Source organism: Peribacillus loiseleuriae, from assembly GCF_001183985.1.
Classification (GTDB): Bacteria; Bacillota; Bacilli; order Bacillales; family DSM-1321; genus Peribacillus; species Peribacillus loiseleuriae.
Map to the genome: position 1 here is coordinate 2,807,702 of NZ_LFZW01000001.1, position 24,631 is coordinate 2,832,332.

At 35.9% G+C, this 24,631-nt stretch carries 28 protein-coding genes; 4 read left to right on the forward strand and 24 right to left on the reverse strand.

Annotated elements, in window-relative coordinates:
• The first annotated feature begins 61 nt into the window (after positions 1 to 61).
• A complete protein-coding gene (locus AC625_RS13070) occupies positions 62 to 280 on the forward strand; it encodes a hypothetical protein (protein ID WP_049681663.1) in 219 nt (72 codons plus the stop codon).
• Between the two features lie 307 nt (positions 281 to 587).
• On the opposite strand, the gene AC625_RS13075 is transcribed toward AC625_RS13070, so the two are convergent.
• The 8 genes from AC625_RS13075 to AC625_RS13110 form a co-directional block, all read right to left on the reverse strand.
• Positions 588 to 1,289: a multicopper oxidase domain-containing protein gene (locus AC625_RS13075; RefSeq protein ID WP_049681664.1), complete on the reverse strand. Its 702-nt coding sequence runs from the start codon at positions 1,287 to 1,289 to the stop codon at positions 588 to 590.
• 8 nt (positions 1,290 to 1,297) lie between these two features.
• Positions 1,298 to 1,441 carry a hypothetical protein gene (locus AC625_RS26805; RefSeq protein ID WP_156187532.1) on the reverse strand — a complete coding sequence of 48 codons (144 nt, stop codon included), beginning with the start codon at positions 1,439 to 1,441 and terminating at the stop codon, positions 1,298 to 1,300.
• A gap of 209 nt (positions 1,442 to 1,650) precedes the next feature.
• Positions 1,651 to 2,028: a hypothetical protein gene (locus AC625_RS13080; protein ID WP_049681665.1), complete on the reverse strand. Its 378-nt coding sequence runs from the start codon at positions 2,026 to 2,028 to the stop codon at positions 1,651 to 1,653.
• 773 nt (positions 2,029 to 2,801) lie between these two features.
• Complete coding sequence (locus tag AC625_RS13090; RefSeq protein ID WP_049681667.1) at positions 2,802 to 3,158, reverse strand: GIY-YIG nuclease family protein; 357 nt, start codon at positions 3,156 to 3,158, stop codon at positions 2,802 to 2,804.
• Positions 3,159 to 3,180: 22 nt separating this feature from the next.
• Positions 3,181 to 3,936, reverse strand: a complete 756-nt coding sequence (locus AC625_RS13095; protein WP_049681668.1) for a DUF2087 domain-containing protein — start codon at positions 3,934 to 3,936, stop codon at positions 3,181 to 3,183.
• A gap of 625 nt (positions 3,937 to 4,561) precedes the next feature.
• The gene (locus AC625_RS13100; RefSeq protein WP_156187658.1) at positions 4,562 to 5,122 is read right to left on the reverse strand and encodes a thioredoxin family protein; all 561 of its coding nucleotides are present in this window, start codon (positions 5,120 to 5,122) and stop codon (positions 4,562 to 4,564) included.
• A gap of 235 nt (positions 5,123 to 5,357) precedes the next feature.
• Positions 5,358 to 6,167: an adenosylmethionine decarboxylase gene (gene speD, locus AC625_RS13105; protein WP_049681670.1), complete on the reverse strand. Its 810-nt coding sequence runs from the start codon at positions 6,165 to 6,167 to the stop codon at positions 5,358 to 5,360.
• A gap of 334 nt (positions 6,168 to 6,501) precedes the next feature.
• Positions 6,502 to 6,714, reverse strand: a complete 213-nt coding sequence (locus AC625_RS13110; RefSeq protein ID WP_049681671.1) for a hypothetical protein — start codon at positions 6,712 to 6,714, stop codon at positions 6,502 to 6,504.
• Positions 6,715 to 7,055: 341 nt separating this feature from the next.
• Between AC625_RS13110 and AC625_RS13115 the strand changes: the two genes are divergently transcribed.
• Together AC625_RS13115 and AC625_RS13120 are read left to right on the forward strand one after the other, a co-directional pair.
• Positions 7,056 to 7,259 carry a hypothetical protein gene (locus tag AC625_RS13115; RefSeq protein WP_049681672.1) on the forward strand — a complete coding sequence of 68 codons (204 nt, stop codon included), beginning with the start codon at positions 7,056 to 7,058 and terminating at the stop codon, positions 7,257 to 7,259.
• Positions 7,259 to 7,456 (forward strand): YwbE family protein, encoded by a 198-nt coding sequence (locus AC625_RS13120; protein ID WP_049681673.1) that lies wholly within the window; start codon positions 7,259 to 7,261, stop codon positions 7,454 to 7,456. Before AC625_RS13115 ends, AC625_RS13120 begins: the two co-directional genes overlap by 1 nt.
• 42 nt (positions 7,457 to 7,498) lie before the next feature.
• On the opposite strand, the gene AC625_RS13125 is transcribed toward AC625_RS13120, so the two are convergent.
• The 4 genes from AC625_RS13125 to cls form a co-directional block, all read right to left on the reverse strand.
• Positions 7,499 to 7,948: a GNAT family N-acetyltransferase gene (locus tag AC625_RS13125; RefSeq protein WP_049681674.1), complete on the reverse strand. Its 450-nt coding sequence runs from the start codon at positions 7,946 to 7,948 to the stop codon at positions 7,499 to 7,501.
• A gap of 155 nt (positions 7,949 to 8,103) precedes the next feature.
• A complete protein-coding gene (locus tag AC625_RS13130) occupies positions 8,104 to 8,502 on the reverse strand; it encodes a hypothetical protein (RefSeq protein ID WP_049681675.1) in 399 nt (132 codons plus the stop codon).
• A 54-nt stretch (positions 8,503 to 8,556) separates the two neighbouring features.
• Complete coding sequence (locus AC625_RS13135; RefSeq protein ID WP_049681676.1) at positions 8,557 to 9,315, reverse strand: exodeoxyribonuclease III; 759 nt, start codon at positions 9,313 to 9,315, stop codon at positions 8,557 to 8,559.
• A gap of 78 nt (positions 9,316 to 9,393) precedes the next feature.
• Complete coding sequence (cls, locus tag AC625_RS13140; protein WP_049681677.1) at positions 9,394 to 10,899, reverse strand: cardiolipin synthase; 1,506 nt, start codon at positions 10,897 to 10,899, stop codon at positions 9,394 to 9,396.
• 134 nt (positions 10,900 to 11,033) lie between these two features.
• On the opposite strand from cls, the gene AC625_RS13145 reads away from it, so the two are divergent.
• Positions 11,034 to 11,252 carry a hypothetical protein gene (locus AC625_RS13145; protein ID WP_049681678.1) on the forward strand — a complete coding sequence of 73 codons (219 nt, stop codon included), beginning with the start codon at positions 11,034 to 11,036 and terminating at the stop codon, positions 11,250 to 11,252.
• Between the two features lie 231 nt (positions 11,253 to 11,483).
• Here AC625_RS13145 and glgA read toward each other — a convergent pair whose 3' ends face one another.
• From glgA to AC625_RS13205, 12 genes are all read right to left on the reverse strand, one after another.
• A complete protein-coding gene (gene glgA, locus AC625_RS13150) occupies positions 11,484 to 12,908 on the reverse strand; it encodes a glycogen synthase GlgA (protein ID WP_049681679.1) in 1,425 nt (474 codons plus the stop codon).
• A 13-nt stretch (positions 12,909 to 12,921) separates the two neighbouring features.
• A complete protein-coding gene (gene glgD / locus AC625_RS13155) occupies positions 12,922 to 14,028 on the reverse strand; it encodes a glucose-1-phosphate adenylyltransferase subunit GlgD (RefSeq protein ID WP_049683726.1) in 1,107 nt (368 codons plus the stop codon).
• A 28-nt stretch (positions 14,029 to 14,056) separates the two neighbouring features.
• Positions 14,057 to 15,226 carry a glucose-1-phosphate adenylyltransferase gene (locus AC625_RS13160; protein WP_049681680.1) on the reverse strand — a complete coding sequence of 390 codons (1,170 nt, stop codon included), beginning with the start codon at positions 15,224 to 15,226 and terminating at the stop codon, positions 14,057 to 14,059.
• The gene (glgB, locus tag AC625_RS13165; protein ID WP_049681681.1) at positions 15,216 to 17,165 is read right to left on the reverse strand and encodes a 1,4-alpha-glucan branching protein GlgB; all 1,950 of its coding nucleotides are present in this window, start codon (positions 17,163 to 17,165) and stop codon (positions 15,216 to 15,218) included. The genes AC625_RS13160 and glgB overlap by 11 nt, the downstream gene beginning before the upstream one ends.
• 371 nt (positions 17,166 to 17,536) lie before the next feature.
• The gene (locus AC625_RS13170) at positions 17,537 to 18,550 is read right to left on the reverse strand and encodes a glycoside hydrolase family 15 protein (RefSeq protein WP_049681682.1); all 1,014 of its coding nucleotides are present in this window, start codon (positions 18,548 to 18,550) and stop codon (positions 17,537 to 17,539) included.
• Between the two features lie 321 nt (positions 18,551 to 18,871).
• Positions 18,872 to 19,177: an AzlD domain-containing protein gene (locus AC625_RS13175; protein WP_342670992.1), complete on the reverse strand. Its 306-nt coding sequence runs from the start codon at positions 19,175 to 19,177 to the stop codon at positions 18,872 to 18,874.
• A gap of 11 nt (positions 19,178 to 19,188) precedes the next feature.
• The gene (locus tag AC625_RS13180; RefSeq protein WP_049681684.1) at positions 19,189 to 19,920 is read right to left on the reverse strand and encodes an AzlC family ABC transporter permease; all 732 of its coding nucleotides are present in this window, start codon (positions 19,918 to 19,920) and stop codon (positions 19,189 to 19,191) included.
• Positions 19,921 to 19,957: 37 nt separating this feature from the next.
• The gene (locus AC625_RS13185; protein ID WP_049681685.1) at positions 19,958 to 20,482 is read right to left on the reverse strand and encodes a mismatch-specific DNA-glycosylase; all 525 of its coding nucleotides are present in this window, start codon (positions 20,480 to 20,482) and stop codon (positions 19,958 to 19,960) included.
• Positions 20,483 to 20,858: 376 nt separating this feature from the next.
• Complete coding sequence (locus AC625_RS13190; protein ID WP_049681686.1) at positions 20,859 to 21,515, reverse strand: TetR/AcrR family transcriptional regulator; 657 nt, start codon at positions 21,513 to 21,515, stop codon at positions 20,859 to 20,861.
• A 31-nt stretch (positions 21,516 to 21,546) separates the two neighbouring features.
• Positions 21,547 to 22,602: an ABC transporter permease gene (locus tag AC625_RS13195; protein ID WP_049681687.1), complete on the reverse strand. Its 1,056-nt coding sequence runs from the start codon at positions 22,600 to 22,602 to the stop codon at positions 21,547 to 21,549.
• Positions 22,599 to 23,324 (reverse strand): ABC transporter ATP-binding protein, encoded by a 726-nt coding sequence (locus tag AC625_RS13200; RefSeq protein WP_049681688.1) that lies wholly within the window; start codon positions 23,322 to 23,324, stop codon positions 22,599 to 22,601. Before AC625_RS13200 ends, AC625_RS13195 begins: the two co-directional genes overlap by 4 nt.
• A gap of 142 nt (positions 23,325 to 23,466) precedes the next feature.
• A complete protein-coding gene (locus AC625_RS13205; RefSeq protein ID WP_049681689.1) occupies positions 23,467 to 24,444 on the reverse strand; it encodes an aromatic ring-hydroxylating oxygenase subunit alpha in 978 nt (325 codons plus the stop codon).
• Positions 24,445 to 24,631: the final 187 nt, after the last annotated feature.

The following is a 24,631-nucleotide window of genomic DNA, read 5'->3' on the forward strand; positions in this document are numbered from 1 at the left end:
TAAAACCATTAAGCTAGGCCAATCTATAAAGGTATTTCAATTTGAATAGGAGAGGATTAAAATGAGCCCAAATAATCAACCAATTGATGTTAATCAACTAAACCAAGCTAAAGCAAATGTTACTCTCACTCAAACATTATTAAGTCAAGCAATCGAAAAGTCTGCTTCAGATCCTACGTTAGCTGAGGAAGCAATCAAACAAGCTGCTAATGAAATCGCCCAAGCCCAAACAGCGGTTAGTCAAGTCCAAAGTGCAATAATCGTCCAACAATCTGAATAAAGATATTTCGATACTATCCCATAACGTAGGGGCTATACCCAGCATCTCCTATATCGTTTATGAAGTGAACATGACACAATAAACGATGTAAAGAGTGAGTGATCAGACTCTTTTAGGAAAACCTCATTCCGCTTTTTAAACTAATCAAAAGTAGCACTATAATTGAATAATGGGTTCTCATTTAGAAGTAATGAGAACCCATTATTTAAGGGATTTTTTATAAGCTCTTATTCCGGTGGATTCAACGTACCTCGCCCAATTGAAAATAGTGAACTGACTCCTTCATAGGATAAATGCATAGTCATTCCTACGGCTGCATGTTCGAGATTGTGACAATGATCCATCCACACACCTGGATTGTTCGCCAAAAAAGCGACTTCAAATGTTTACGTTCAGAGTATCTGTTGCCTGTTACGGGCTTGCCATTCTTACTTAATACAAGCATACGATGGCCATGTAAATGCATAGGATGATCCATGAAATTCTTATTCACAAATGTTATTTTCACCAAATCCCCTTCCTTCACCATCAGTGTCGGGGCGTTCGGAAATACCTCCCCATTAATTGTCCATAAATAGTTGGGTTTCCCATCGTAAAAACCGAATCGTTGCCCAAGAATCATTATGATTTCTCGATCAAAATGGCTTAAAAGATCAAAGGGTGTTTGCAGACTTTCCCCATATTCTTCAGGTCTAAAGCTCGGCATTTTAGCAGAAATAAGTGGAATACTTCCTTGATCATCTTGGCTCAATAAGAGCTGCGCACCTGTTTTACCGTGTTGTGAGTATCCACTTGTCTTAATTAACACAGGTTTTTCCGGCATCGTAAACATAACATCATATCTTCCACCCGCACCAAGTTCTAATTTCGTATTTTCTAGCTCTTGAGGTTTGTGGACAGATTGCCCATCAATCGCCGCTACTTTAAACCTCGTGCCTTCAATAAAATACTTTTTTGTATGATTTGTCGTATTAATGAAGCCCATACGGACATCCGAATCTGTTGACATCCTTTTTTTCACACCCCTTGGTCAAGCTCCTCAGAAACGAGCACTTCTTGACCATTGAAAAGCCAGTCGTCTCCGATGAAGGTAATTTTCTTCGTTTTACCTTCTTCATCACCTGACAAAACAACAAATGATCCGAAAAGTCCTCTTTTCACCTGTTCAGAGGATTACTGATGTGAGTGATACCAGTACATTCGCTCTAAAATGATAAGTAAATTATTCCTCCAATTCGCCCTTTTGAATTCTTAACTCCGGACCAGGATATTTCCCATTAAATGTCCAAGCATCAAATGTCTCCCTATCACTTAATTGGATGGTCTTTTTCTGGGCGACAAGGGGGTAGGTACGGTCTAGTTTGGCTGTACTACTTTACACCAAGCCCCCCGCTTTGATGACTATGGTTATGGTGAATCATTGAACCACCGCCCAATTCGACGTTGTCATGATTCACCATACTAATTTCGGATGGCATTGTACTTCTTTCCATTCCCAAAGCGATCCAACTGATGCCGCCGATGATAAAAACAGTGATGATAGCCAATCGTTTAATTAATTGTTCCGTCCACTTAGGCTTTTGATACTCTCCTTTTGCAACCTTCTTATATATTCTTTTTTGAAGGAAAAATAAAAAACAGACTACTAATCCAAATACAACAAAAAAGAGGATTAAGTCAATTCCTTCTGGTAATACACCTGACCCAAAAATCGATAAACATAAGACAATGACTGCACCTAGCTTCATCGTCTTAATTGGGAATGAAAAGTGTGGGAGGCGGCTATTTTCCTAAATGAGGATATAACCTCTCTTTCTCCCCCTTAATCGATTTTATTTGCTTAAAAACCGGCATCGTCCAAACTATCACCATGATTGATGGGAATAGAACCAATGGAAGAAACACCCATACTTTATCTTCTATAAATAGCCAACCTAACATCACACCCATCGTTATTATTGAACTAATCCAAGCGAAATTGAGCACGACCCCTGAGCGAATACTAAAGAAGTTGACTCCTTTCCAAATTCTTTTCCCCTTCTTTGTTAAAGCATATATAAGGCCAGTCGCTGAATAAATGGCCAGCCCCTATATCACAACAAGTAAGATGGTAATAAACTGATCTACTGAATAAATAAATTCAAACATAAATGCATAGCACTCCCTTTCATATAACAGCATTAACGATACATGAAAAGGGATATTTTAAACATGGACTTGAAAAGTAATGCCAAATAAGACCTAGGTCTTATTTGACACGAAACTTGATTGGCCTACGTTAATGATTTTTGCAAATGATCTACACGAGAGAACGTCAACAAAAACACAAAAACTATCCTGATAGACAGGATAGTTCTTGTGATTAAGATTTATATACATGGCAAATGAATCATTAAATATTTTATAATTTCAAGATTATCTACTCTAGTTGGTTCATCGTCTACTGGAAGTATTCTTCGTCCTAGATAAAAATTACTTTTACTTAGTGAGTCTATTGATGATTTCAAACCTCAATTCCTCTTCAACCGTTTTTTTTCTGATTATATCCGCTTTCTCCATAAGGTTGAAGCTCATTTAGCCACTTTTCTTTAAGCTTTTCCAACTCTTTTTTTTCATCAAAATATCCTTCTTTTTTCTTTTTTAGAATTTCTAAAACCTCAAAAGTAAAAGCATTTTTTCCGAAATGATCCCAGTCTTCCTGCAGCATTTTATTCGTATGTCCACCTGTTTCTAGCATGAACCTACTTCCATTTAATGTCTTCAAATTTCGGGTACTTCCAATAAATGACTTTTCATTCATAGTGTTTTTTATTTGATAAATTCCCGCTTCTATTTCAGTTTCTTTATAAAGCTGCTTCAATTCTTTTTTATGTTCCATAATTACCCATTCACTCCCACTATTATTTTTTCAGCCAGTATTGGCTGCCATCTGCTTTTCTATCTAAAAACCCATATTCAATTAAATATCTTCTTAACAGAACATAGTCATGATAAGCTTCCTTCAAAAGTTGATTGATTTCCTTTTCTTCATAGATCTGATCATCTACAAATCGCCTGCTTAGTGCCCCAAGTACAATAAGCCTCTGTTTTTCCTTCGGTGGGAAGGATTTCAATGGTCCCGTTATCCCTTCAGGAAAAAACTTATTTAATATTTTCTCATTCTCTTCTTCTGTCACATTGTAGCGGTCATCGACCATCCTTGCCGTTTTATGATAATCAATAAAAGCTGGTGCATGATTGTCTCTCTCCTTTAATAGCTCCATCATTGTCAAAAACAACTTAGCCTGGCGCTCTTTCTCTTTTAATACAAAACGATGATTCCGAATTGTAGAAGCACTTCCGATGCCCATTTCTTTCTGTACTTCTGTATCGCTTTTCCCCTCATAAAAAAGACGAAGAAGACGATTTTGATGATCGGTTAGCCCTGTAAGCTTTTTATCAAGATCAATCATGTAATCAAACACCGATTGATGGGTATTCTCAATATGCTGTAGCATATACCTTTCAGCTTCGAAAAAAACACCATTATCTTGATAAACAATCCCTTTTTCAATTGATTTTCCGCATAAAAGACACATAAAATAAGCAGGCTCCTCTATATACCCGCGTTTAAGATCCCCAAGTCGCGCATTCCAAAAAACTTCCGACAGTTGCATTTACATAGTCACTTCCTTGTTTTGTTTATAATATAATAGATATTATATTTATTTGTCTATAATATGTCAAACGTTATTACTAAAAGTTTACTATTTCTAAAAGAAAATATATATAAGCATTGAATGATTAAAGGAATCCTTTGTATACAAAAGATACCGGTCGACTATATTTGATTTACTGATTAGTGAAAACCCGTGCAACAAACACTAAAAATACCGATAAAAGTATTATATTTTAGAAAGCATTTTTTTAAGACTATATAGAGCGAACAGAAATGCAACATAAAATAATATCAGAAGTATATCGAAATATTTTATATTAATTCTGTACTAATTTTAATAATCAACTGTTATAATTTTTCTTTTTTATCTGTATTACTTTAAAAGATAAAAAATTGAAACAGTTCATTATTATTGATATGCCAATAAAAATCAAAACTTTATCAATAAAGTGTATTGACAATTAGCAATAAAATGATAAAAAAGGCACCATTCAAATGTGATTGGTGAACAAAATATCTTTATCGTTTCCTCTAAACAAAGCACTTTTGTTAACATAATATTATTATTTATAAAAGTTAAATCAAAAAATGCTGCCCTTCCATTCAAGGAAGCGCAGCATTTTTTATTTCAGTCTCGTTATTACACTTTCTATAACAACTCGCCACATGTCAGGATCTGTCGTAACTTTTTCTTTAAACTGACCAAAAACTTCTTTTTGTTTGTCTTTGAAGTCAGAGGCATCTTTGTCTGGGAGATTAATCAGCAATGTTTGTAAAAACTCCTGCACTTTTTCCGCTCGAGGTCCCCATACTCTTTGCTCGTTTCCAGCTTCATCAATAAAGACAAAAATTGGAATGGAGCGCGCTGTCCCGTTTGTTAAATATTGATCCATTAATTCTAAATTTTCATCGCGGATTAAAAACTTCAATTCCATATTGCTTTCTTCTCCGATTCGTTGAATAATCGGGACACAGAAAGACGCATCGCCACACCAATCAGCGGTAAGTACGACACCTCTCCATTTCTCGTTAGCTAAATTGGCGAAGAATTGTAAGTCTTCTTCAGTAAAATCCACTTTTTCGTAAACACGAGAAAGTTCATCACGATTTACTTCCATACTCTTTCTGTATTCATCAAACGACATTCCTTTTTCAAACCATGTATTCAATGACAACTTCATCACTACTTTCACTTTAGAATGGTAATATCTCCATATTAAAAGATTTGCGATGATTTTGGAAGAAATTGAACTTGCTTAATATCAGATAAATAGTTCCTTTTGCAAATGGAAACATTTGATGCGTGAAAAACTGACATACAGCACTAAGTTAGTGAATTAGTTTGATTATAAATGACTTTTATCTAGTAGTTCTATTATTTATGAACTGAATTATTACCATTAACGATCAAAAGTTGTTTCATTCTTCCTTCATATTTCTTCCAAAAAAAATTTCATCCATTTCGCGCTTTAGTCTTCTTGTGATTTCTTTCTCTTCACTCTGTGAAATCTTATCTTTTGAATATCCGAACAAATAATTATTTAGGTCAAATTCTCTTAATTTACATTTTGTATGGAAGATATTTTCTTGATACACATTAACATCAATCATGTCATATTGATCTTTTACTTTTTCAGGAATGTAATTTTGAATGGAGTTAATGTCCTGATCTATAAAGAGTTTGTGACCGTTTTTGTCTCGTGTAAAGCCTCGAACACGGAAATCCATAGTCATGATGTCGGTGTCAAACGAATGGATTAAATAATTCAACGCTTTAAGCGGGGAAATCTCCCCACATGTTGAAACATCAATGTCTGCCCGGAATGTACTAATTCCTTCATCTGGATGATATTCGGGGTATGTATGCACCGTAATATGACTTTTATCAAGATGCATGACTAGTGCTTCTGGCAATGGACCTGGCGATTTCTCTAAAGATTCTGAAGGAGCAATGATCGGCCCTTCTGACACCAACATCGTAACACTTGCTCCTTGTGGAAAGTAATCCTGTCTTGCCACATTTAATACATGTGCACCTATCATATCTGACACCGCTTCTAAAATAGCAGTTAACCGTTCAGCGTTATACTGCTCATCGATATATTCTAGGTAAGCTTCACGCTCTTCTTTCGTTTTTGTATAGCAAATATCATACATATTAAAGCTAAGTGATTTCGTTAAATTATTAAATCCATGTAATTCAATACGCTGCTCTGGTGTAAGTTTCATTTATAATTCCCCCCATTTATTCCGTATTAACGGGCAGTAAGACCCCCACCTCAACGAAGAAGTGTATTCTTCTGCCCGTAAAAGCCCGATTTGTTCAACTAACAGTCAGTGGGGATGAAGCCCCCCACCAATTAAAGTTTCACTTTATTGAAAAGGCAGTTATGTATTATCATTACCCAACCTTATCGATAAAAAACGAGGAGTTGAAGCAGGCAAACAGATTGAAAGAGCAGTTCATAAGTGAATTTAATACTTTTCAAAATTAAAGTAAATAGGAGTAATCCTTAAAAAAATAAACCAGGATAACTTCTTAATAAAGAAGTTATCCTGGTTTTTACTTAATTAGCTTCCATTGACGCTGTCTTTCTACTGATTTTTCTGTCCCTTTATATGCTAATTTAATCGTATAGGACTTCAATTCGGGTAGTTCAGTTCCTTCTTTTGCTTCAAAAGTTTGTGCCCTTTTGATTTTCCCTCCACCTTGTCCAACTTCTACATACTTTCCTGAAAATAGTGCTGTTTGATTTGATTTTACAAATGTACTCATGATAAACCTCCTTATATTTGGTAAATCTAGTTTAATCATACATAAATTACATAGTTAAATGCAAGTGGATATATAGTGAATTTTCTGTTTTTTCTATATTAGAGTGAATAGGGAAATTCACTATTATCCTAAGATAGATGCTTGCATTATTGCATTGCTTCACTAATCATCGGCATATGATTCAAACCTACCTTTCCGTAGTACTTATGCCAATTTAAGTAGTAAAGTTACATTTATTTTACTTAAGTTAAAATTATTCTTTTAATCAATTCATAGCTTTTACGCAATAAGATGGTTTATACTAGACGTACACGACATACTTGATCAGGAGGATTTTTTACATGACAGAAAATAACCAAGTTACCCCAGATGAAACACCAAAGAAGAAAATGAGCCTTCAAGATGCAATTAAACAGCAGCTTGAAGCTAAAAAAAATAAAGGTGCTAAAGGAAAAACAAATACGAACGGGCTGCAAACAGGTCAAAAGATGAAGAGCCAGCAAACGAAAAAAATTAGCAATACCCGCAGAAAAATGGGTGTATAATGAACGGGCAAACTAGAAAAGATATCATACCTGGTGCTGCTGTTGAAATTGTCCTTAAAGCAGACCAACGCACTGGAAATTTAACAAGTGGTATTGTGAAGGATATCTTAACGAAATCAAGTTCCCATCCTCATGGCATTAAAGTAAGGCTAACCGACGGACAGGTTGGTAGAGTAAAAAACATCCGTTCAACTTAATATCTATAAAAAGGCATCGAGAAGAATTCTCTGATGCTTTTTTTACTTCTTCTCAAACCCTGACAGAAAGATACCGTCTGCCACTTCAACGGTTTTTACTTTTATAAAGCCGAGTGACAAATATAGATTTTTTGCTGGGTAGTTTTTCTCGCCAGTCATGACCGTTATTTTTTTATGGCCTTTGATTGTATGTAAAATATACTGAATAAGTTTTTTTGCTATTCCTTTCCTGAAAAAATTAGGATGAACAACCATGCGGCAAATATCGATTTCACCCGCTGTTTCTTCGAAAGATATAAACCCAGTAAGCTGACTTTCTATATAATAGCCAAAGAATTGTTCTCTACTAGCCATAATCGTCTCTACTTTGTCTTTTAAAGGTGGAATTTCATGAAAATTAATTAGCTCTGCCTCAATTTGATAGGCTGGAAGTTGGATACCTAAAGCTTCACGTGCTGTTTCTTCTTGTTTTATATTCATTGCTTTGATCAAAATAATTCTCCTTGGCTTATTTCACATGATTTCCAATCGTTTATCGCCTTTTTATCCCGCATTAACGGGCAGTAATAATCCTCCATGGATCCACCTCTTTTTTATACATAAACAGATCATAGACCCTCAATAAGCATTGAAGGTCTACGCCGAAATTAGTCTAGGTTAATCGAATTCCCCTCTTCAGCAACATGGAATAATAGATGTGCCAAGTGATGAATGGGACCATACGAATCATCATCTTCATCATCTTCTGGGAAATCATCAACCCCTTGTAAATAAAGTGTGATGAACTCATAAAAATCTTTCATTTCAAATGCATAACATGCTTTTGGATCTTCACTGTCTTCTTCATATTGAAGCATCAAATAAGACAAGTCTCCATCTTTGTCTTGTCCATCAAAAAATACGAAAAATCCTACATTCGTATCAAGCTCAAATAATCGACGTGTTCCTCCAACAGTCGCTTGTTCGAATTCCTGCTCTGCCAGTTTTTGGACAAGCATTGTATCTACATCGTCTTCTTTGTGAAATGTTACATTAAATGATTTCATCATATCCTCCTTTAATTTGGTGACTGTGTTAGTACTATAACCGATTATTGGAGATTATATGAAATCTACTTCCAGATAAATCGGACAGTGATCACTTCCAAGAACCTGCGGATGAATCCCGGCATCCTTTAACTTGATTCCAAGGCGTTTTGATGCAAGGAAATAGTCAATCCGCCAGCCGATGTTCCGCTCCCTCACCTTGCTCATATAGGACCACCAAGTATAAGCCCCTTCCGTGTCCGGGTGAAAATAACGAAACGTATCAATAAAGCCCGCTTGAAGCAACTCTGTCATTTTCCCACGTTCTTCAATCGTAAATCCAGAATTACCGAAATTAGATTTTGCATTTCGTAAATCAATTTCCTGATGGGCAACATTTAAATCTCCACAAAATAAAACCGGCTTCATCTGATCCAGTTCAGTTAAATAGGCGCGGATTTCATCTTCCCATTGAAGCCGATAATCTAGTCTTGTTAAATCCCGCTTCGCGTTTGGCACATACACGTTTACTAGATAAAAACCCTCGAACTCTAACGCTATAATGCGCCCTTCTGGTTCTTCTTCATGCTCGCCGACACCATATGAAACAGATAATGGCTTTTGTTTTGTAAAAATAGCCGTTCCAGAGTAGCCTTTTTTCAATGCATAATTCCAATATTGATGGTAACCATCAAGCTCTAATTCGATTTGCCCTTCTTGCAGCTTTGTTTCCTGCAAACAAAAGATATCTGCATCTACTTCATGAAAATAATCAAGAAAGCCTTTCTTTACACAGGCTCGAATTCCGTTTACATTCCAAGAAACTAATTTCATTTTTTCTACTCTCCCTAAAACTATTACTATTTGCTATTTTCTATTTTCTACTATACAATTTTCATGCTCATATTCCTATTAAAGAACATCTGAAAACAAACGGCTGAAAGCTTCCTTCGATTTCACAACAAACCCGCGCTTACGATACGTGTCTATCTCTACTTTTTCACTCTCTAGAATGTCTCCTTCATAATCTTCCACAAGTTCATTAATAGATTGTGTTCCAAGTAAAAAAACATTTACTTCGAAATTCAAATGAAAACTGCGTTTGTCCATATTAGCTGTTCCTATTGTCGCCATATCATGATCGACAATAATAACTTTCTGATGTAAAAATCCCTTTTTATACAAATAAATCTCAACATTGCATTCCAAGAGCTCATTGAAATAGGAACGACTTGCATATTGAGTCAGAAACCCATCATTTATTTCTGGAATCATTAAGCGTACTTGAACGCCTTTTTGAGCAGCGGATTTCATGGCTGCACGAATTGCCTCATCTGGAACAAAATAAGGAGTCGCAATCCAAATCGATTTCGTTGCACACGAAATAAGCGAATAATAAAAATCACTCATGATGCCTTGTTGAGTATCTGGACCGCTTGCTACAATCTGGACAGCACCATCACCTGGTTTGTGAGTCTGCATCATCTTCGCTCTTTCATTAAGTACCTGCTCCCCACTCACATACTCCCAATCCATCAAAAATACCGTATGCAATGTATAGACTGCTTCACCCTTTACTTCCAAATGAGTATCTCTCCAGAACCCTATTTTTTTATTTCTACCTAAGTACTCTTCCCCAACATTCAAACCACCAACAAAACCGATTTCCCCATCAATCACGATAATTTTCCTATGATTTCTAAAGTTAAATTTTTGATTAAAAAAGCCACTTTTCAATGGTGAAAATGGTTGTACCTTCACTCCTGCAGAAATCATATCCTTAATATCAGATTTGGCTAGACTAAAACTACCAGCTGCATCAAATATAAATAAAACTTCCACACCTTCTTTAGCCTTCTCCATCAAAATATGTATGATCTCTTTTCCAAGCCTGTCTGACCTGAAAATATAATATTCAATATGAATAAACTGCTTTGCTTCTTTAAGTTTCTTAATAATTTCACTAAATGTTTCTTTTCCATTTTTTAATACATACGTATTAGAGTTCGTGCTGAATGCAGTTTGTGAGGCATTACTGGCAAACGTTGAAAAGGCTCGTTGATGATCGTTTAGAAAGGATAAATCAGGCGATGTCGCTTGATTTACGAGCTTTTTCCATTCTTCTCGATTTCTATGACGCTTCGTTCTAAATAAATAACCTTTTAAGTAAAGTTGCCCTGAATACAGGTAAAACATATAACCAAACACTGGAATAAACAGCAAAACATACATCCAGAGCAAAGTATGGTGAGAAGATCGGTATTCCAACATCAAGGAATACATCGTAATGAGGATAATGAGAACGTATAATCCAATCGAAAAAAGCTTCAAGTTTGAGCTAAAGCTACCAAAAAGAACAATATAAACGGATAACATCAAGACAAATAAAAATATAAATTCCATTCTCCGTCTTTTCATAAGGTTCATCCTCACTTAAATAAATTATTCTCTCTTCTTTATACCCGATTTGGAGAATAAAGAAAACCTTGCATCTATACTGATTATGCATATAATGAAAGAAGCATAGGATCTTTTTAAAGGAGTGACAATAATTGGCTAAATCAAAAGCAATGAAGTTGAGAGAAAAACAACTAAGAGAAGGTAACAGGGATGTTTCAAAAAGCAGAGGAACATGGTGTGACATTAAACCAATTAGCCGAATGACAAAAACGAAGCAGGCAACTTTAGAAAAATATGAAAAAAAACATAAAAGGAATCAATCTCAAGACCGATATGAGAATGGTTCCTTTTTTATATTTTGCTACATATAAATTTGTGTACTTATTTTAATTCATGAACCATGAAGAATGCCATCCAACACTGATCATTAAACTAAATTTTCTTTCATTTTATATTCGTAATTGATTTATAAAAATGCAATGCTGTTTTTGTAAAAAAAGACCCGTCACTTCCCCCCTTCATTTTCAACTCAAGAATAGTAATGCAGTCCCAACCAAATCGGCAAAAAGCACTTCCAGATTACCATGGAAGTGCTACTTATTTTATACTAGCATTTCATACAGCTCTTTGTATTCCTTAGAGGAAGCATCCCAACTATAATCGATACTCATTGCTCGTTCAACGAGTTTTTTCCATTTCTTCGGTTGATAGCGATAATACCAAACTGCCCGTTCAATCGTGTATAACATATCATGGGCATTGTAATTCGAGAAGCTGAATCCATTCCCTTGATCGCTCAACTCATTATATGGAACGACGGTATCTTTAAGTCCTCCAGTTTCTCTTACAAGCGGAAGTGTACCATAACGTAGTGCAAGTAACTGCCCGATGCCACAAGGCTCAAAGTGGGAAGGCATTAAGAATAGATCAGAACCCGCATAAATTTTCCGAGATAGTCCTTCGTCGAAGTAAATTTGTGCTGAGACTTGATCAGGGTAGCGATGTGCTAAATCTTTAAAGGCCCATTCATAATGTTCTTCACCTGTTCCAAGTACGATAACCTGTACATTCTGCTTGAGAATATCTTCCATCACATGAAGAACTAAATCAACCCCTTTTTGATCAACTAGCCTTGTTACCATTGAAATGACAGGAATTCCCTCATTCACAGGTAGTCCTAATTGTTTTTGGAGCAGTCGTTTGTTCTCCATTTTGCCTTCATAAGTATCATAGCCTGAAAAAAGGGCTGAATCTAGTGCTGGATTATACGTGTCAGGATCAATTCCATTGACAATTCCACGAAGATTCCAACTACGCTGTCTCAAGAATCCATCTAAATTTTCTCCATAATAAGGCATTTGAATTTCATTTGCGTAGGTTGGACTAACAGTGGTCAAATAATCAGCATATGCCAGACCTGCTTTCATATAACTGACATTTCCGCGAAATTCCAGACCATCCATATGGAAATATAGCTCACTTAAATCAAGTAGCTCTGCTAAAACACTCTTGGAAAACACACCTTGATATCGAAGATTATGAATCGTGAATACTGTTTTTATCCCTTGATAATACGGATGATTCCGATAATGTGCCTTTAATAAAACAGGGATAGGCCCTGTCTGCCAATCATGGCAATGAATGATGTCAGGCTTTTTGTCAAGATGGGGCAATGCTTCAAGCACCGCTCGCGAAAAAAAGGCGAACCGTTCCCCATCATCATAATATCCATAACTACCATGCCGTTTGAAATAGTACTCGTTATCAAGAAAATAGATGGTTATCCCTTCATATTCGAGTTTTTCGATTCCACAATATTGTTCCCGCCAGCCGACAGGTACATCTATGATTTTAACGAGTTCTAATTGATTCTTATACTGGTTTGCTAGGTCACTGTATTTAGGTAATATAACCGTTACCTCAACGCCTTGTTGTTGCAAAGCTTTCGGTAATGCACCGATGACATCCCCAAGCCCTCCGGTTTTGATGAACGGGGCACACTCGGATGCAGCATATAAAATATTCATTACAAATCCTCCGTTACACGACATCTGCTTTTTTTACAATTCGCGGTATAGAATCACCGATGACAACTTGTTCTGATGTGATGTTTACTTGTTTATCTGTTATCACATTTTCGAGATACGTTCCTTCGTGGATTTCCCCTTTTTGCATGATGATACTATTTTTTACGACAGCTCCTTTTCGAATTTTCACGCCGCGGAAAATAATACTGTTTTCAACCGTTCCTTCAATGTCACAGCCATTCGCAACTAAAGAATTAGTTACTTTAGAAGTAATAGAATATTTAACAGGTGCTTCATGCTTTATTTTTGTATAGATATCCCAAGTGTCATAAAAGAAAGTTTGTGCAAGCTCAGGATTTAGGAATTCCATATTACTTTTATAGTAGCTAGAAATAGAATGAATGAATGGAAAATACCCTTTATAATGATAACTATTAACTTTTAGATGATGTAAATTTGCCTTTACCCCATCTTTTAAGAAATCATATTCACCATTTTCACAGCAAGTTTTAATAATTTCAATGAGCAAGTCCTTTTTGATGACAAATGTCTCAAGCCCTACAGAATCACCCTGTTCAGGTGATGTATAGAGTTCGATATTCTTTACTCTTCCATCATTCTGAATTGAATATTTATGATAAATAGGTTTGTCTACAGATTCACCATCAAAATCTTTATAGACAACGGTAATATCTGCGCAACTGTCCTTGTGATGGTCAACGATTTCTTGAAAATCCATTTTACACACATGATGACCTGGTGAAATAACAACCGTATCTTCAGGTGAACGGTTAAAAAACTCGATATGATCGTGAAATTGCTGTAAATCTCCTTTAATAAGTTCATCTGGATGAGTCGGAGGCAATATAAACAGCCCGCCATTTCGTCTATCTAAATCCCATTCCTTCCCTGAGCCCAGATGATCCATGATTGATCGGTATTTTTCTTTCGTAAATACAGCAACTTTGGTTATATCTGCATGAACAAAATTGGACATAGTAAAATCAATAAGCCGGTATCTTCCGCCAAATGGAACAGCAGAAAGACAGCGATGTGATGTTAATTCTTTTAAATATTGTTTTTCGTTCACGAGGTTAATAACTCCAATTACATTATCCAAATATAGCGACTCCCCTATATGCATATTCTTATTTAATTCTACTTTTTTCGTTTGTTGCAACGTATGAAATATTCTCGGCATCTCCGATTACAGTAATTTCTGCAGCTGGTGAAGTTGATCCGATTTCTGCGTAATCTTCAATGCAAATATCGCTCGCAATGATTGCATTATTAATCGTAACATTGTTACCAATTTTCACATTTGGCATGATAACCGAGTCTTTTATGATCGTGTTTTTTCCCACATGAACATTATAAGAAAGAATAGAATGATTAATAGTACCATGAACGATGCAGCCTTCATTTACTAATGATTGCGTAATATTTGCTTCTGCTGAAATATATTGTGGAGCATGATTTGCGTTACCAGCATAAAACTTCCAATGTGGATCATTTAAATCAAATCCTGGTACATCATCCAGTAGATCCATATGAGCTCCCCATAAACTCTCGACTGTCCCTACGTCTTTCCAATAGCCTTCGAAGCGATATGCATATAAACTCTTTCCATCCCCAAGTATTTTAGGAATAATGTCCTTCCCAAAATCTTTTGTGGAAAATGCATCAAGCTCATCCTCGATTAAATATTGTTTCAATAGTTTCCAATCAAATAAATAAACACCCATTGATGCTAAGTTGCTTTTCGGCTTTGCTGGTTTTTCTTCAAATTCAGAAATTTTATCTTCTTCGTCTGTATTCATCAGCCCAAACCGGCTCGCTTCCGACCATGGTACTTCTATGACCGCTATAGTCGCTTGTGCTTTCTTTTCAACATGATATTTAAGCATGCGACTATAGTCCATTTTGTAAATATGATCGCCTGATAAAACAAGCACATATTCTGGATCATAATGGTCAATATATTGAATGTTTTGATAGACAGCATTTGCTGTACCCGCGTACCACTCACCACCATCTTTTCCTTGATAAGGTGGAAGAACGGAAACACCTCCAAAGTTTCGGTCTAAATCCCACGGTCTGCCATTACCAACATAGTGATTCAAGACAAGTGGTTGATATTGAGTTAACACACCAACTGTATCAATTCCAGAATGGGTACAGTTACTTAAGGGGAAATCGATGATACGGTATTTTCCTCCAAACGGAACAGCCGGTTTTGCAAGTCCAGTCGTTAATTCACCAAGTCTTGAGCCTTGCCCTCCTGCTAATAACATTGCGATCCATTTTTTAGATTTCATTATGAATTACTCTCCCCTGCCGCTTTTTTGTTTGTTTCATGAAGATTGCTGTGCCAAGTGGCGGAACTTTAATGTTCATGCTGTATGGCTGGTTATGATGAGGCTGTTTGTCTACTGTAATTGCTTTTTCATTAAGTTGCCCTGAACCTCCATAGACCTCTTCATCGCTGTTTAATACCTCGATGTATTTCCCACTAGAAGGTACTCCAATTCGATAATCATGATAAACATCTGTTGAAAAATTACAAACAATAATGCAATAATCTCCTTTTCGTTTTCCATGTCTCATGAAGGTGATGACACTTTGGTCCCGATTATCAGCATCAATCCATTCAAATCCTTCCTGCTCATGATCTAATCTCCATAAGCTGGATGTATTTTTATAGAAATGTTGAATCGTTGTAATATAGCGATTCAGTTTAGTATGGGACTCATAATCGAGAAGAAGCCAGTCTAGCTCCTCTAATTCTTTCCATTCGGCAAATTGTCCAAATTCTGCTCCCATGAATACGAGCTTTTTACCCGGATGTGTCATGAAGTACCCATAAAGCAATCGATAATTAGCGAATTTTTGCCAATAGTCACCAGGCATTTTATTCAATAACGATAGTTTCCCATGAACCACTTCGTCATGTGAAAAAGGAAGAATAAAATTTTCAGAAAATGCATAGAAAAATGAAAACGTTAAAAGATTATGATGGTATCGTCTTTCAGATGGATGAAGCTTCATATATTTAAGAAGATCATTGGCCCATCCCATATTCCATTTGTAATTAAAACCTAAACCACCAATAGAAGTTGGTGCACTTACCAATGGATGATCTGTTGCTTCCTCTGCCATCATCAGGACACCAGGGTATTTCGCGAATATTGCTTCATTCATTTTTTTCAAGAATGAAATGGCTTCAATGTTCTCCTCACCGCCGTATTGATTCGTTAACTTCTCTGATTGAGGATTATCGTGATTTAGATAAATCATTGAGGAGACCGCATCTGCACGAAACCCGTCAATATGATAGACCTCCATCCAAAACATTATGTTAGAGATTAGAAAACTATGAATCTCGGGTTTGCCAAAATCAAAACTATAGGTACCCCAGAGTGGGCGATCTGCTTTGCGTGAATCATGTGGTTCATAAAGTGGGGTTCCATCAAATCGCCCTAAACCATGTTCATCTCTACAAAAATGGGCCGGCACCCAATCAAGGAGGACTCCTACCCCTTTTTGATGGCACTGATCAACGAAATACATAAAATCTTCTGGAGTTCCATGTCTACTTGTTACCGAATAGAATCCGGTAAGCTGATAGCCCCAGGACAAATCTAATGGATGTTCCATTACCGGCATTAATTCAATATGTGTGAATCCATGCTCGACCACATAATCGATAAGCTCATCAGCAAGCTCGCGATAGGAGTACAAATCTCCATTTTCTTTCTTTTTCCAAGATGCCATATGTAATTCATAAACAAGAAGCGGTTTATGATAAGATTCTTCCTTATCCCGCTGCTGCAGCCACTTTTTATCCTTCCATTCATATTGGTCCAAACGCTTTACAACAGAAGCAGTGTTAGGTCGTAATTCCGAAAAAAACGCGTAGGGATCTGCTTTTAATAGTTTTTCCCCATTTACGGTTTCAATCTCATACTTATAAATTTGACCTTCCTCGAGACCTTGGATGAACAAAACCCAAATTCCAGAATGATTCACTTGCTGCATTTGGTTCTGAGTTCCGTTCCAGTTATTAAAATCTCCAACAACGGCAACCTGCTTAGCATGCGGAGCCCAAACTGAAAAACGGACACCATCAATCCCTTTATATGTACTGACATGCGCACCTAACATCTTATAACTTTCAAAGAGCGTTCCTTCATGAAATAAATATATTTCTAATTCACTAGGAGTAATATCTGTATTCTGGCTCGCTATGCTATTCACACTGTACACCTCCAATTTAAAATAATCGAAACTAACATGTTTCTGTAATATTTAGATTCGCTATGGAAAAGATTATTCCTTTAGCGAAATTTGTTTTTTATTGTCGTTTTGTAGGAAAATTCAAAAAAGATTAATATTTCACAAACAGAAGGAGACTTTTGTACCAAAGAAAACGTTTTCATTTTTAGGTATTTACTTCCTTTTTCTTCATGTGTTTAACATCTAATGGATGGTTCTATCGTTATCATCATCATCTGGTTTTTCATATTGATATATTATTATTGAATAATGGTGTTTCCTTGTATCCTTTTTCTTATGAATTGTTCAGACACAAAAAAAGAGACTGTTTGAGCAGCCTCATTTCAAAAGATCTATGTTGCTTTTTCATCGCTAACTTTTTCGATTCGATTGATGAATAGATAAGATAATGCAACTGACCAAGCAAGTGGTGTATTGCCGTTAGGAACATTTGTGCCACCGATATACAACTCTGGAACTTCCCAATTTTCTGGAACAATCGCTTCTGTTTTTGCCAAATAGCCAATCGCTTTATTAAAGAGACCTAATTCTAAATAACAAAGTCCGAGCCACGGAAGCCCAAAACACCATTCAGCTTCACTGCCTTGATTATAATACTGATCATTTTCGTATCGAATTACACCATATTTACGCTCTAATTTGCTCGATACATTTTCTACAACTTTCAGAGCCGTTTTTCGATCAAGTATACGATAAGGATAGACAAGGGACAATAACGCTAAATCCGTGTCCTTTGATTCACTTTCTCTAGGTAACAGGAATCTTAATGTTTCTTCACCTTTTTTTATAGTTTCTTCTTTCACATTTACGAGCATTTTCACAGCGTGTAAACCAGCTACACAGGCTCCAATACTTGAAGTGTGAAGCTCCATATTTTCTTCCCACATTCCATTGTCTTTTGCTTGCCAGTATTGCAGACAGTCTAAATAATCAACGAGCTTCTGAACAATTTCTAAATCTTTTTCATCACGAATAACTTTTTGCCCTAAACGAAAGCCTTCCCCTACGCCCCATAAGAATGCTCCTATAGCATCATTTTGAGCATGCCCCCATTCGACAGGTAGTTCTTTTAAATCTGTTGAATAGCGTGAGTGAATATACTCAAACAAATATACCGGACGCTTTTGTCGATGGATATCAATTTTCCACTCATATGTTTTAAATAGATCGAATAAGGCATGATATGCTTTTTCATAACGTTCTGATGGTTTTTGCATAAAAGGCAGTACTGTGTAAACGATATCCCGAATCCAAACAAAACTGTAATCTTGCGACAGACTTGCCGTATAAGCTCCATTCGATAAACGCATCCGATCTAGAACTTTAATGGCTTCATTCGTATTCATTTAATAACACCCCCATAGCTATTTGCTTTCCTCTCCATTGTTGACAGAGATACAATTTCTAAACATTTGAAGACAAGTTTTCTAAAACAAGCCTTTGAAAGATAACGCTTACAATTGTTGTTACTTATACTTTATGTTGAATTATATGATTTGATTATCAACATCTAAAATTCAGCATCTGCCTATGGGAATAATGTTGTATGTTGGCTATCTTAGCTCTTATAAATAAATATTATTCATCATTCTTTCTTAATCTAAATATATTGGTTAAAGTATGGAAAATTCAAAAAAACCCAAAATTATTGGGTTCCATGAAAACGATTAAAGTAAAAATCTGATTGTCATAAGTGTCGCTATTCCTACAAGGACTGTGCCGAGTAAACTCCTTGTGTAGATAGCTACTAATAAAGTTGGAATAGCAGACATTAAATTTAAGGTATTTTCTTGAATAGAAACTTTATTATCAAGTAAGAGTAATTCGGATGCCAATAAAGCAGACATTACCGCTACAGGCACATGCTTAAGCCAGTTTATTCCCCATTCTGGTATTTCGAGTTTACTTAATACAACAAGAGGTAATATTCTAGGTATAAAGGTGACAATGGCAGATCCAATAATAACGCTCATAATATACCAATTTATCTCCATTTTGAAATCACCAACCCTATCGTAGCGGACAGAATCGTCGCCAAAATAACTCCAGCACTTCCTGATACAAAAAAGCTTGCCGCTATGACAATGACACCTGAGCTTACTGCTACAATGATGTCGATGAAGTACTTCTTCTGACTGAGAATTTGTAGAACAAGCAAGCCGATAAACATGGCTGGCAAAGCAAAATCTAGTCCAAATCGTTCGGGATCTGGTATCCATTGGCCAAAAATTCCTCCAGCAATTGTAGCTAGCGCCCAATTTAAATAGGCAGCAATATTTAAGCCAAGCATCCATTTATAATCTAATTGTTTTTTTGATTGGGCGTGGGTAATCGCCACTCCGAATGTTTCATCTGTTAGTAATGCACCTGTGATTAGATTTTTTGATGTCGTATTTTTTTTAAAGTATGGAGCTATCGCTGCACTTAATAGAAGATGTCGACTATTGATGAAGAAGATGGTGACGATAATCGCAGATACAGGATGGCTAGCTGCAATCATTCCTGCTGCTATAAATTGACCTGATCCGGCATATAGCAGTAGGCTCATTAGTGCAATTTCAATCATGCTCAAGCCTGCAGTCTTTTCAACAACTCCTGCTGCGAATCCAATACTGAGGTAGCCTAATAATGTAGGAATGCAATCTTTGACTCCTTGCCAAAAGCTATCTCCCTCTTCCATTACATTTTTGTTCAAATCTGTACTTAGTTCACTCATTTATTCTACTCCTGTTCTGCATGGATTTGTTCACTATTCAACGATGATCATTTTTTGTTTCTTCTATAATAGAAGGTAGCTTGCTGTATATGCTTATGACATCGTCTATTTTCATTCTGACCAGTCCACTTGAAGAAGGAGCAACAAATTCAATTGTTTCTGGAATAACTCTTTCGTCTTGTACACCCCAGAGTATATCTCTTTTTTTGCTGTATTGCTGATATACTCCCTTGCCTACAAAGCAAACTACCTTTGGCTTGAAAGTTATAATTTTTTGCTTCAATTCTTGCCTACCTTGTATGTATTCCTCTTTCGTAATTTCATTAGCGGCTTTAGTGGGCCGTGATACGATGTTCGTAAATCCATAGCCCAACTCTAATAATGTGCGATCTTCAATCGGTTGATATTTTCTTGGTGTTAATCCCGCCTCATGGATAATCCGCCAAAAACGATTGTTCGGATTAGCATAATGATGACTGGTTTCACTAGAGCGAATGCTAGGATTAAAGCCGATAAAAAGCAGATCCAAACCTTCCTTAAGATGATCTAAGATGCCTTCCATTATACTCCCTCTTTTCATTTATATATATTTCTATTTTACATCTACATAAGAAATTTTCTACCCTTTTCACAGTATTTATCCCGCTTTAACGGACAGTAAGACCCCTACTGATTGAGTTTCACTTTTTCGAAGTAGTCATTTTCGGATTTTTTCTAGTGGCTATAGTAATGGTGAAAATTCACAATTATTTGAAGATTGAATAAAACAATAAAGGGATATATTTATAAGAAATCATTTATTTGCAATTTCAACCTTTATTACTATGTAAATATTAAAGATTCTTCATAACGGATGGGTCAGACCCCGCAACTACAATACAATTCAAATTATGCGTAAGTACCACTATGAACCGTGTGTAGTATGCGAAATCAAGCCCTCATTCTTTTCTTAATCCATCCATTATAAATCGAATTAAATTTCCAATTTCCGCCTCTTCATCTAAATCCAAATTATCTGGTTGTAATACAAACCGTGATACGAAATACCCTCCAATCAAAGGAAAAATCATTCTTTGAATCGTACTGCTTGGGATATCGATCAGTTCACCACGTTTTTTATACAGATTAATCACTTTGCTGATTTGGTGCAAGATATTTTTAGTAAAAAAAGGAAGTAAGTCTTTCCTTAATTCATCACTATATAAAAGTTCTTTAACAACAATTTGAAATATTTCTCTATTTTCATTAATAAAATGAATCCGATTTGTTAGTAAGGCTCTCAAAAAATCCTCAAAACATCCAATGTTTTTTGACATAATTTCACCAAAAACCTCTTCAGCCATTGTAGGGATGGAATCCTTTATAAACGGCAGAATAACTGATAGTAATAAATTATCTTTCGTACCATAATGGCGAAAAATTGTTCCTTCGGCAACCATTGCTGCTTTTGCTATTTCACTTGTTGAAGTATTTGCGTACCCTTTTTCGGCAAACAATTTAATCGCAGTTTCAACTATTTTTTGCTGTTTATCCGTTTGTTTCTTTGTTAATTTGGTTTGAGCTATAATTGCATCCAATAGATTGCCTTTAGACAATTAAAACCACTTCCTTTAAACTCTGAACTCCTTATAACCTACGGTACTTTTTCAATGCGAATATATTCAGTATAATAAAGATTGTTGCAAATACAACCAATGCGAAAAGATCCCCACTTATATCCGTTAAATGTAGTCCTTTATACATGACACCTTTTAAAGCATCAGCAGCATAATAGATTGGCATGATTTTCCCAATAGATTGTAACCAATCCGCCATTCCTTCAAGCGGGAAAATTCCAGCAAAGAATACTTGTGGAATAACTGCGATCGGAATAAACTGTACCATTTGAAATTCAGAAGCGGCAAAAGAAGACAATAGCGTCCCCAAAGAAAGCGCAACCAACGCTAACAGTAAATTAATAAGGATAACATTCCAAACGGAACCTACCATGACCATATCTAACACATTGATTGAATATAATACGACAATAACGGTTTGAATCACTGCAAATATACCAAAACCAACTAAGTATGCGGTTACAATTTCTCCTCTGCGTATTGGTGTCGACATTAAGCGTTCCAAAGTACCAGTAGTTCGCTCCTTTAATAATCCGATTCCCGAGATAAGAAATACAAAAAAGAATACAAAAAAACCAACTAAGACAGGACTTAACACATCAAAAAATGCCGTTTCACTGTTTCCATATACATACTGTGTATCTATATTTTTTTTCTGTATTGCCACTGGTGCAGTATTTGGATTCAAAAATTTTGACTGAGCGTGCAAGGATACAGATTGGTTTACCTTCATTTGCAAGGCTTTAGCGATTGATGGGTCACTATTCTGTAATGTTAATTCCAATTTTTCATTCTTTACTTCCAATAAACCATCAAGATCTTCTACCACGATTGTTTCCTTATCTGCTGTATCATACTGTATCACGTTTATATTTGCTTCCTCTAATATTTTTTCAAGGCTATTATCAACATTCACAACGCCTAATTTAAGGTCAACTGTATTTCCGTTGAATAAGAAATACATTAAAGTTAGAATGATTAATGGTGCAACAAACAACAGTGCCAAAGTCCTTTTGTCTCGTAACATTTCCTGACAAATTCTTTTGATTAACGCAACTGTTCTCATGAATCTTTCCTCCCTGCTTTTAAGAACACTTCATCAAAATTATCTACTTGGTAATGCGCCTTTAATTCTTCCGGTGTACCTCTAGTTAAGATGACACCATCTCTTACCATCGCTACAAAATCACATCTTTCCGCTTCATCCATAACATGTGTGGTCACAATGATTGTTTTTCCTTCCTCATTTTTCAATCGTAACAATTCATTCCATATGCTTAATCGCAATTCAGGATCAATTCCTACAGTTGGTTCGTCTAATATTAAGATTTTTGGATTTTGGATTAAAGCGATTGCAAGAGATAATCGACGTTTCATCCCGCCGGAGTATGCTTTCACTCTTTGATTTAGTTCGGTGGTTAGATGTACTAAATTAGCTGCATAAGAGATACGTTCCTTTATTTCTACTTTATTTAATTTGTAAAGAGAAGCAAAGAATTTAAGGTTTTCCATACCTGTTAGCTCAGAATATAGGGCATCAGATTGAGCCATATAACCAATTTCTTGGAGTAATTCTAAATTGGGCATCTTTTCATTTAATACATGAATCGTTCCAGCATCTGGAGTATCCATGCCAACAATCATTTTCACTAACGTTGTCTTACCTGCGCCTGAAGGACCAATAAACCCATAAATTTGACCTTCTTCGATTATTAAATCGATCTGATTTAATACTACTTTTTTCCCAAAACTTTTGCTTACTTGGTTAATAGCAATGCTGTAATTCATTTACATTACCCCCTCAATCAATAATAAATGAGTGATTACTCATTTGTAAGTATATTCGTTACAATGTTGAATTCTGCATAATGATAAAAAACAGCCAACTTTTTTTAAGTTGGCTGCTTTCCTTGAATTAGCTTGGCAATTCTTACGCTGTTCCTAATACTACCCCTAATTTCTTCAAATACTGACGATACGCAATACTTACCCGATCACTTTTTAGCGATAATTCCACTTGTAAATCCAATGGTAAATCTTCTGGTTTTTGGTTTTCTACGATTGGTTTGTCTTGAGCGAATATCATATCCTGAAATTCAATAATTTCCTGATCTGTTTGACCTGAATCATAATTGAATAACATGACACCAAATGCGATGGATTTCGTCTCTTCAACAGGTAAAACCGTTAATAGAATCACCATCTCTTGCTTTGTTTCATGATCTTTTTTCGTGAAACGGACTGTTAATGGACGAAGAATTTCGTATGTATAGTACACATGCTTCGGTTGTCCAGAGCCATCTGGATCTGGTTGATAAATCGCAATCTCATCCGAGCGAATGCTTTCATCCTCCCAGTGAATATTATAATCACCAATTATCGAATGTTCTGGGACACCAAGAAAGCCTTCATGTAATATAGATAAATGACCAACATCAAGGAAATTTTCAACAATTCTAGGCGGATTCGCCAAAGCTTGAACAGGTCCCCAGATAACACTACGATAGTTCTCATCATCAAATTCAGGAAGATTAAATAATTCCGTCCCTGAGTTTTCAAGATTTACCCAAACTAGACCATATTTTTCGATACAGCCATATTTAAAAGCTTTTGCTTTCTTTGGAATCGATCGTCCTTCAGGGAGCTGAGGGATGTGAGAACATTCTCCATTCGATTCGTATTCCCAGCCATGATATGGACATACCAATTTTCCATCTTTTACGCACCCTAATGACAAAGCTGCTCCCCGGTGTATACACAAATCTTTAAAAGCATGAACTCCCTCTTCATTACGATAAAGAACCAAACGCTCTCCCATCACGATAACCTGAACGGGTTCTCCTTTAATATCTATCGATCTACTTGCAACAATCCAATCATTTCGTAAAACTTCATCTTGTATTAACAAAATAGTACCCCCTCTAGCCAGTTCACTTATTCACTTATTATTTTAGAAATATATCACGAAGTTGTCAATGTAAACCGAATATTTTTTATAAAAATAAAATAAATGTTCGTTTTTCTGTTTACGAAATGTCCTTTTTCTCCTATAATTACGTTTATATCTTTCACAAACATATTTCCGAGGGGGAAAG

Coding starts and splice junctions, on each gene's coding strand:
- AC625_RS13075 (WP_049681664.1), bottom strand. CDS start 1,289: ATGTCAACAGATTCGGATGTCCGTATGGGCTTCATTAATACGACAAAT.
- AC625_RS13185 (WP_049681685.1), bottom strand. CDS start 20,482: ATGGAAGGCATCTTAGATCATCTTAAGGAAGGTTTGGATCTGCTTTTT.
- AC625_RS13195 (WP_049681687.1), bottom strand. CDS start 22,602: ATGAGAACAGTTGCGTTAATCAAAAGAATTTGTCAGGAAATGTTACGA.
- AC625_RS13135 (WP_049681676.1), bottom strand. CDS start 9,315: ATGAAATTAGTTTCTTGGAATGTAAACGGAATTCGAGCCTGTGTAAAG.
- AC625_RS13170 (WP_049681682.1), bottom strand. CDS start 18,550: ATGAATACGAATGAAGCCATTAAAGTTCTAGATCGGATGCGTTTATCG.
- glgA (WP_049681679.1), bottom strand. CDS start 12,908: ATGAATATTTTATATGCTGCATCCGAGTGTGCCCCGTTCATCAAAACC.
- AC625_RS13090 (WP_049681667.1), bottom strand. CDS start 3,158: ATGGAACATAAAAAAGAATTGAAGCAGCTTTATAAAGAAACTGAAATA.
- cls (WP_049681677.1), bottom strand. CDS start 10,899: ATGAAAAGACGGAGAATGGAATTTATATTTTTATTTGTCTTGATGTTA.
- speD (WP_049681670.1), bottom strand. CDS start 6,167: ATGAAACTTACACCAGAGCAGCGTATTGAATTACATGGATTTAATAAT.
- AC625_RS13095 (WP_049681668.1), bottom strand. CDS start 3,936: ATGCAACTGTCGGAAGTTTTTTGGAATGCGCGACTTGGGGATCTTAAA.
- AC625_RS13130 (WP_049681675.1), bottom strand. CDS start 8,502: ATGAAATCATTTAATGTAACATTTCACAAAGAAGACGATGTAGATACA.
- AC625_RS13175 (WP_342670992.1), bottom strand. CDS start 19,177: ATGAGCGTTATTATTGGATCTGCCATTGTCACCTTTATACCTAGAATA.
- AC625_RS13115 (WP_049681672.1), top strand. CDS start 7,056: ATGACAGAAAATAACCAAGTTACCCCAGATGAAACACCAAAGAAGAAA.
- AC625_RS13080 (WP_049681665.1), bottom strand. CDS start 2,028: ATGAAGCTAGGTGCAGTCATTGTCTTATGTTTATCGATTTTTGGGTCA.
- AC625_RS13180 (WP_049681684.1), bottom strand. CDS start 19,920: ATGAGTGAACTAAGTACAGATTTGAACAAAAATGTAATGGAAGAGGGA.
- AC625_RS13070 (WP_049681663.1), top strand. CDS start 62: ATGAGCCCAAATAATCAACCAATTGATGTTAATCAACTAAACCAAGCT.
- AC625_RS13160 (WP_049681680.1), bottom strand. CDS start 15,226: ATGAAATCTAAAAAATGGATCGCAATGTTATTAGCAGGAGGGCAAGGC.
- AC625_RS13120 (WP_049681673.1), top strand. CDS start 7,259: ATGAACGGGCAAACTAGAAAAGATATCATACCTGGTGCTGCTGTTGAA.
- AC625_RS13110 (WP_049681671.1), bottom strand. CDS start 6,714: ATGAGTACATTTGTAAAATCAAATCAAACAGCACTATTTTCAGGAAAG.
- AC625_RS13200 (WP_049681688.1), bottom strand. CDS start 23,324: ATGAATTACAGCATTGCTATTAACCAAGTAAGCAAAAGTTTTGGGAAA.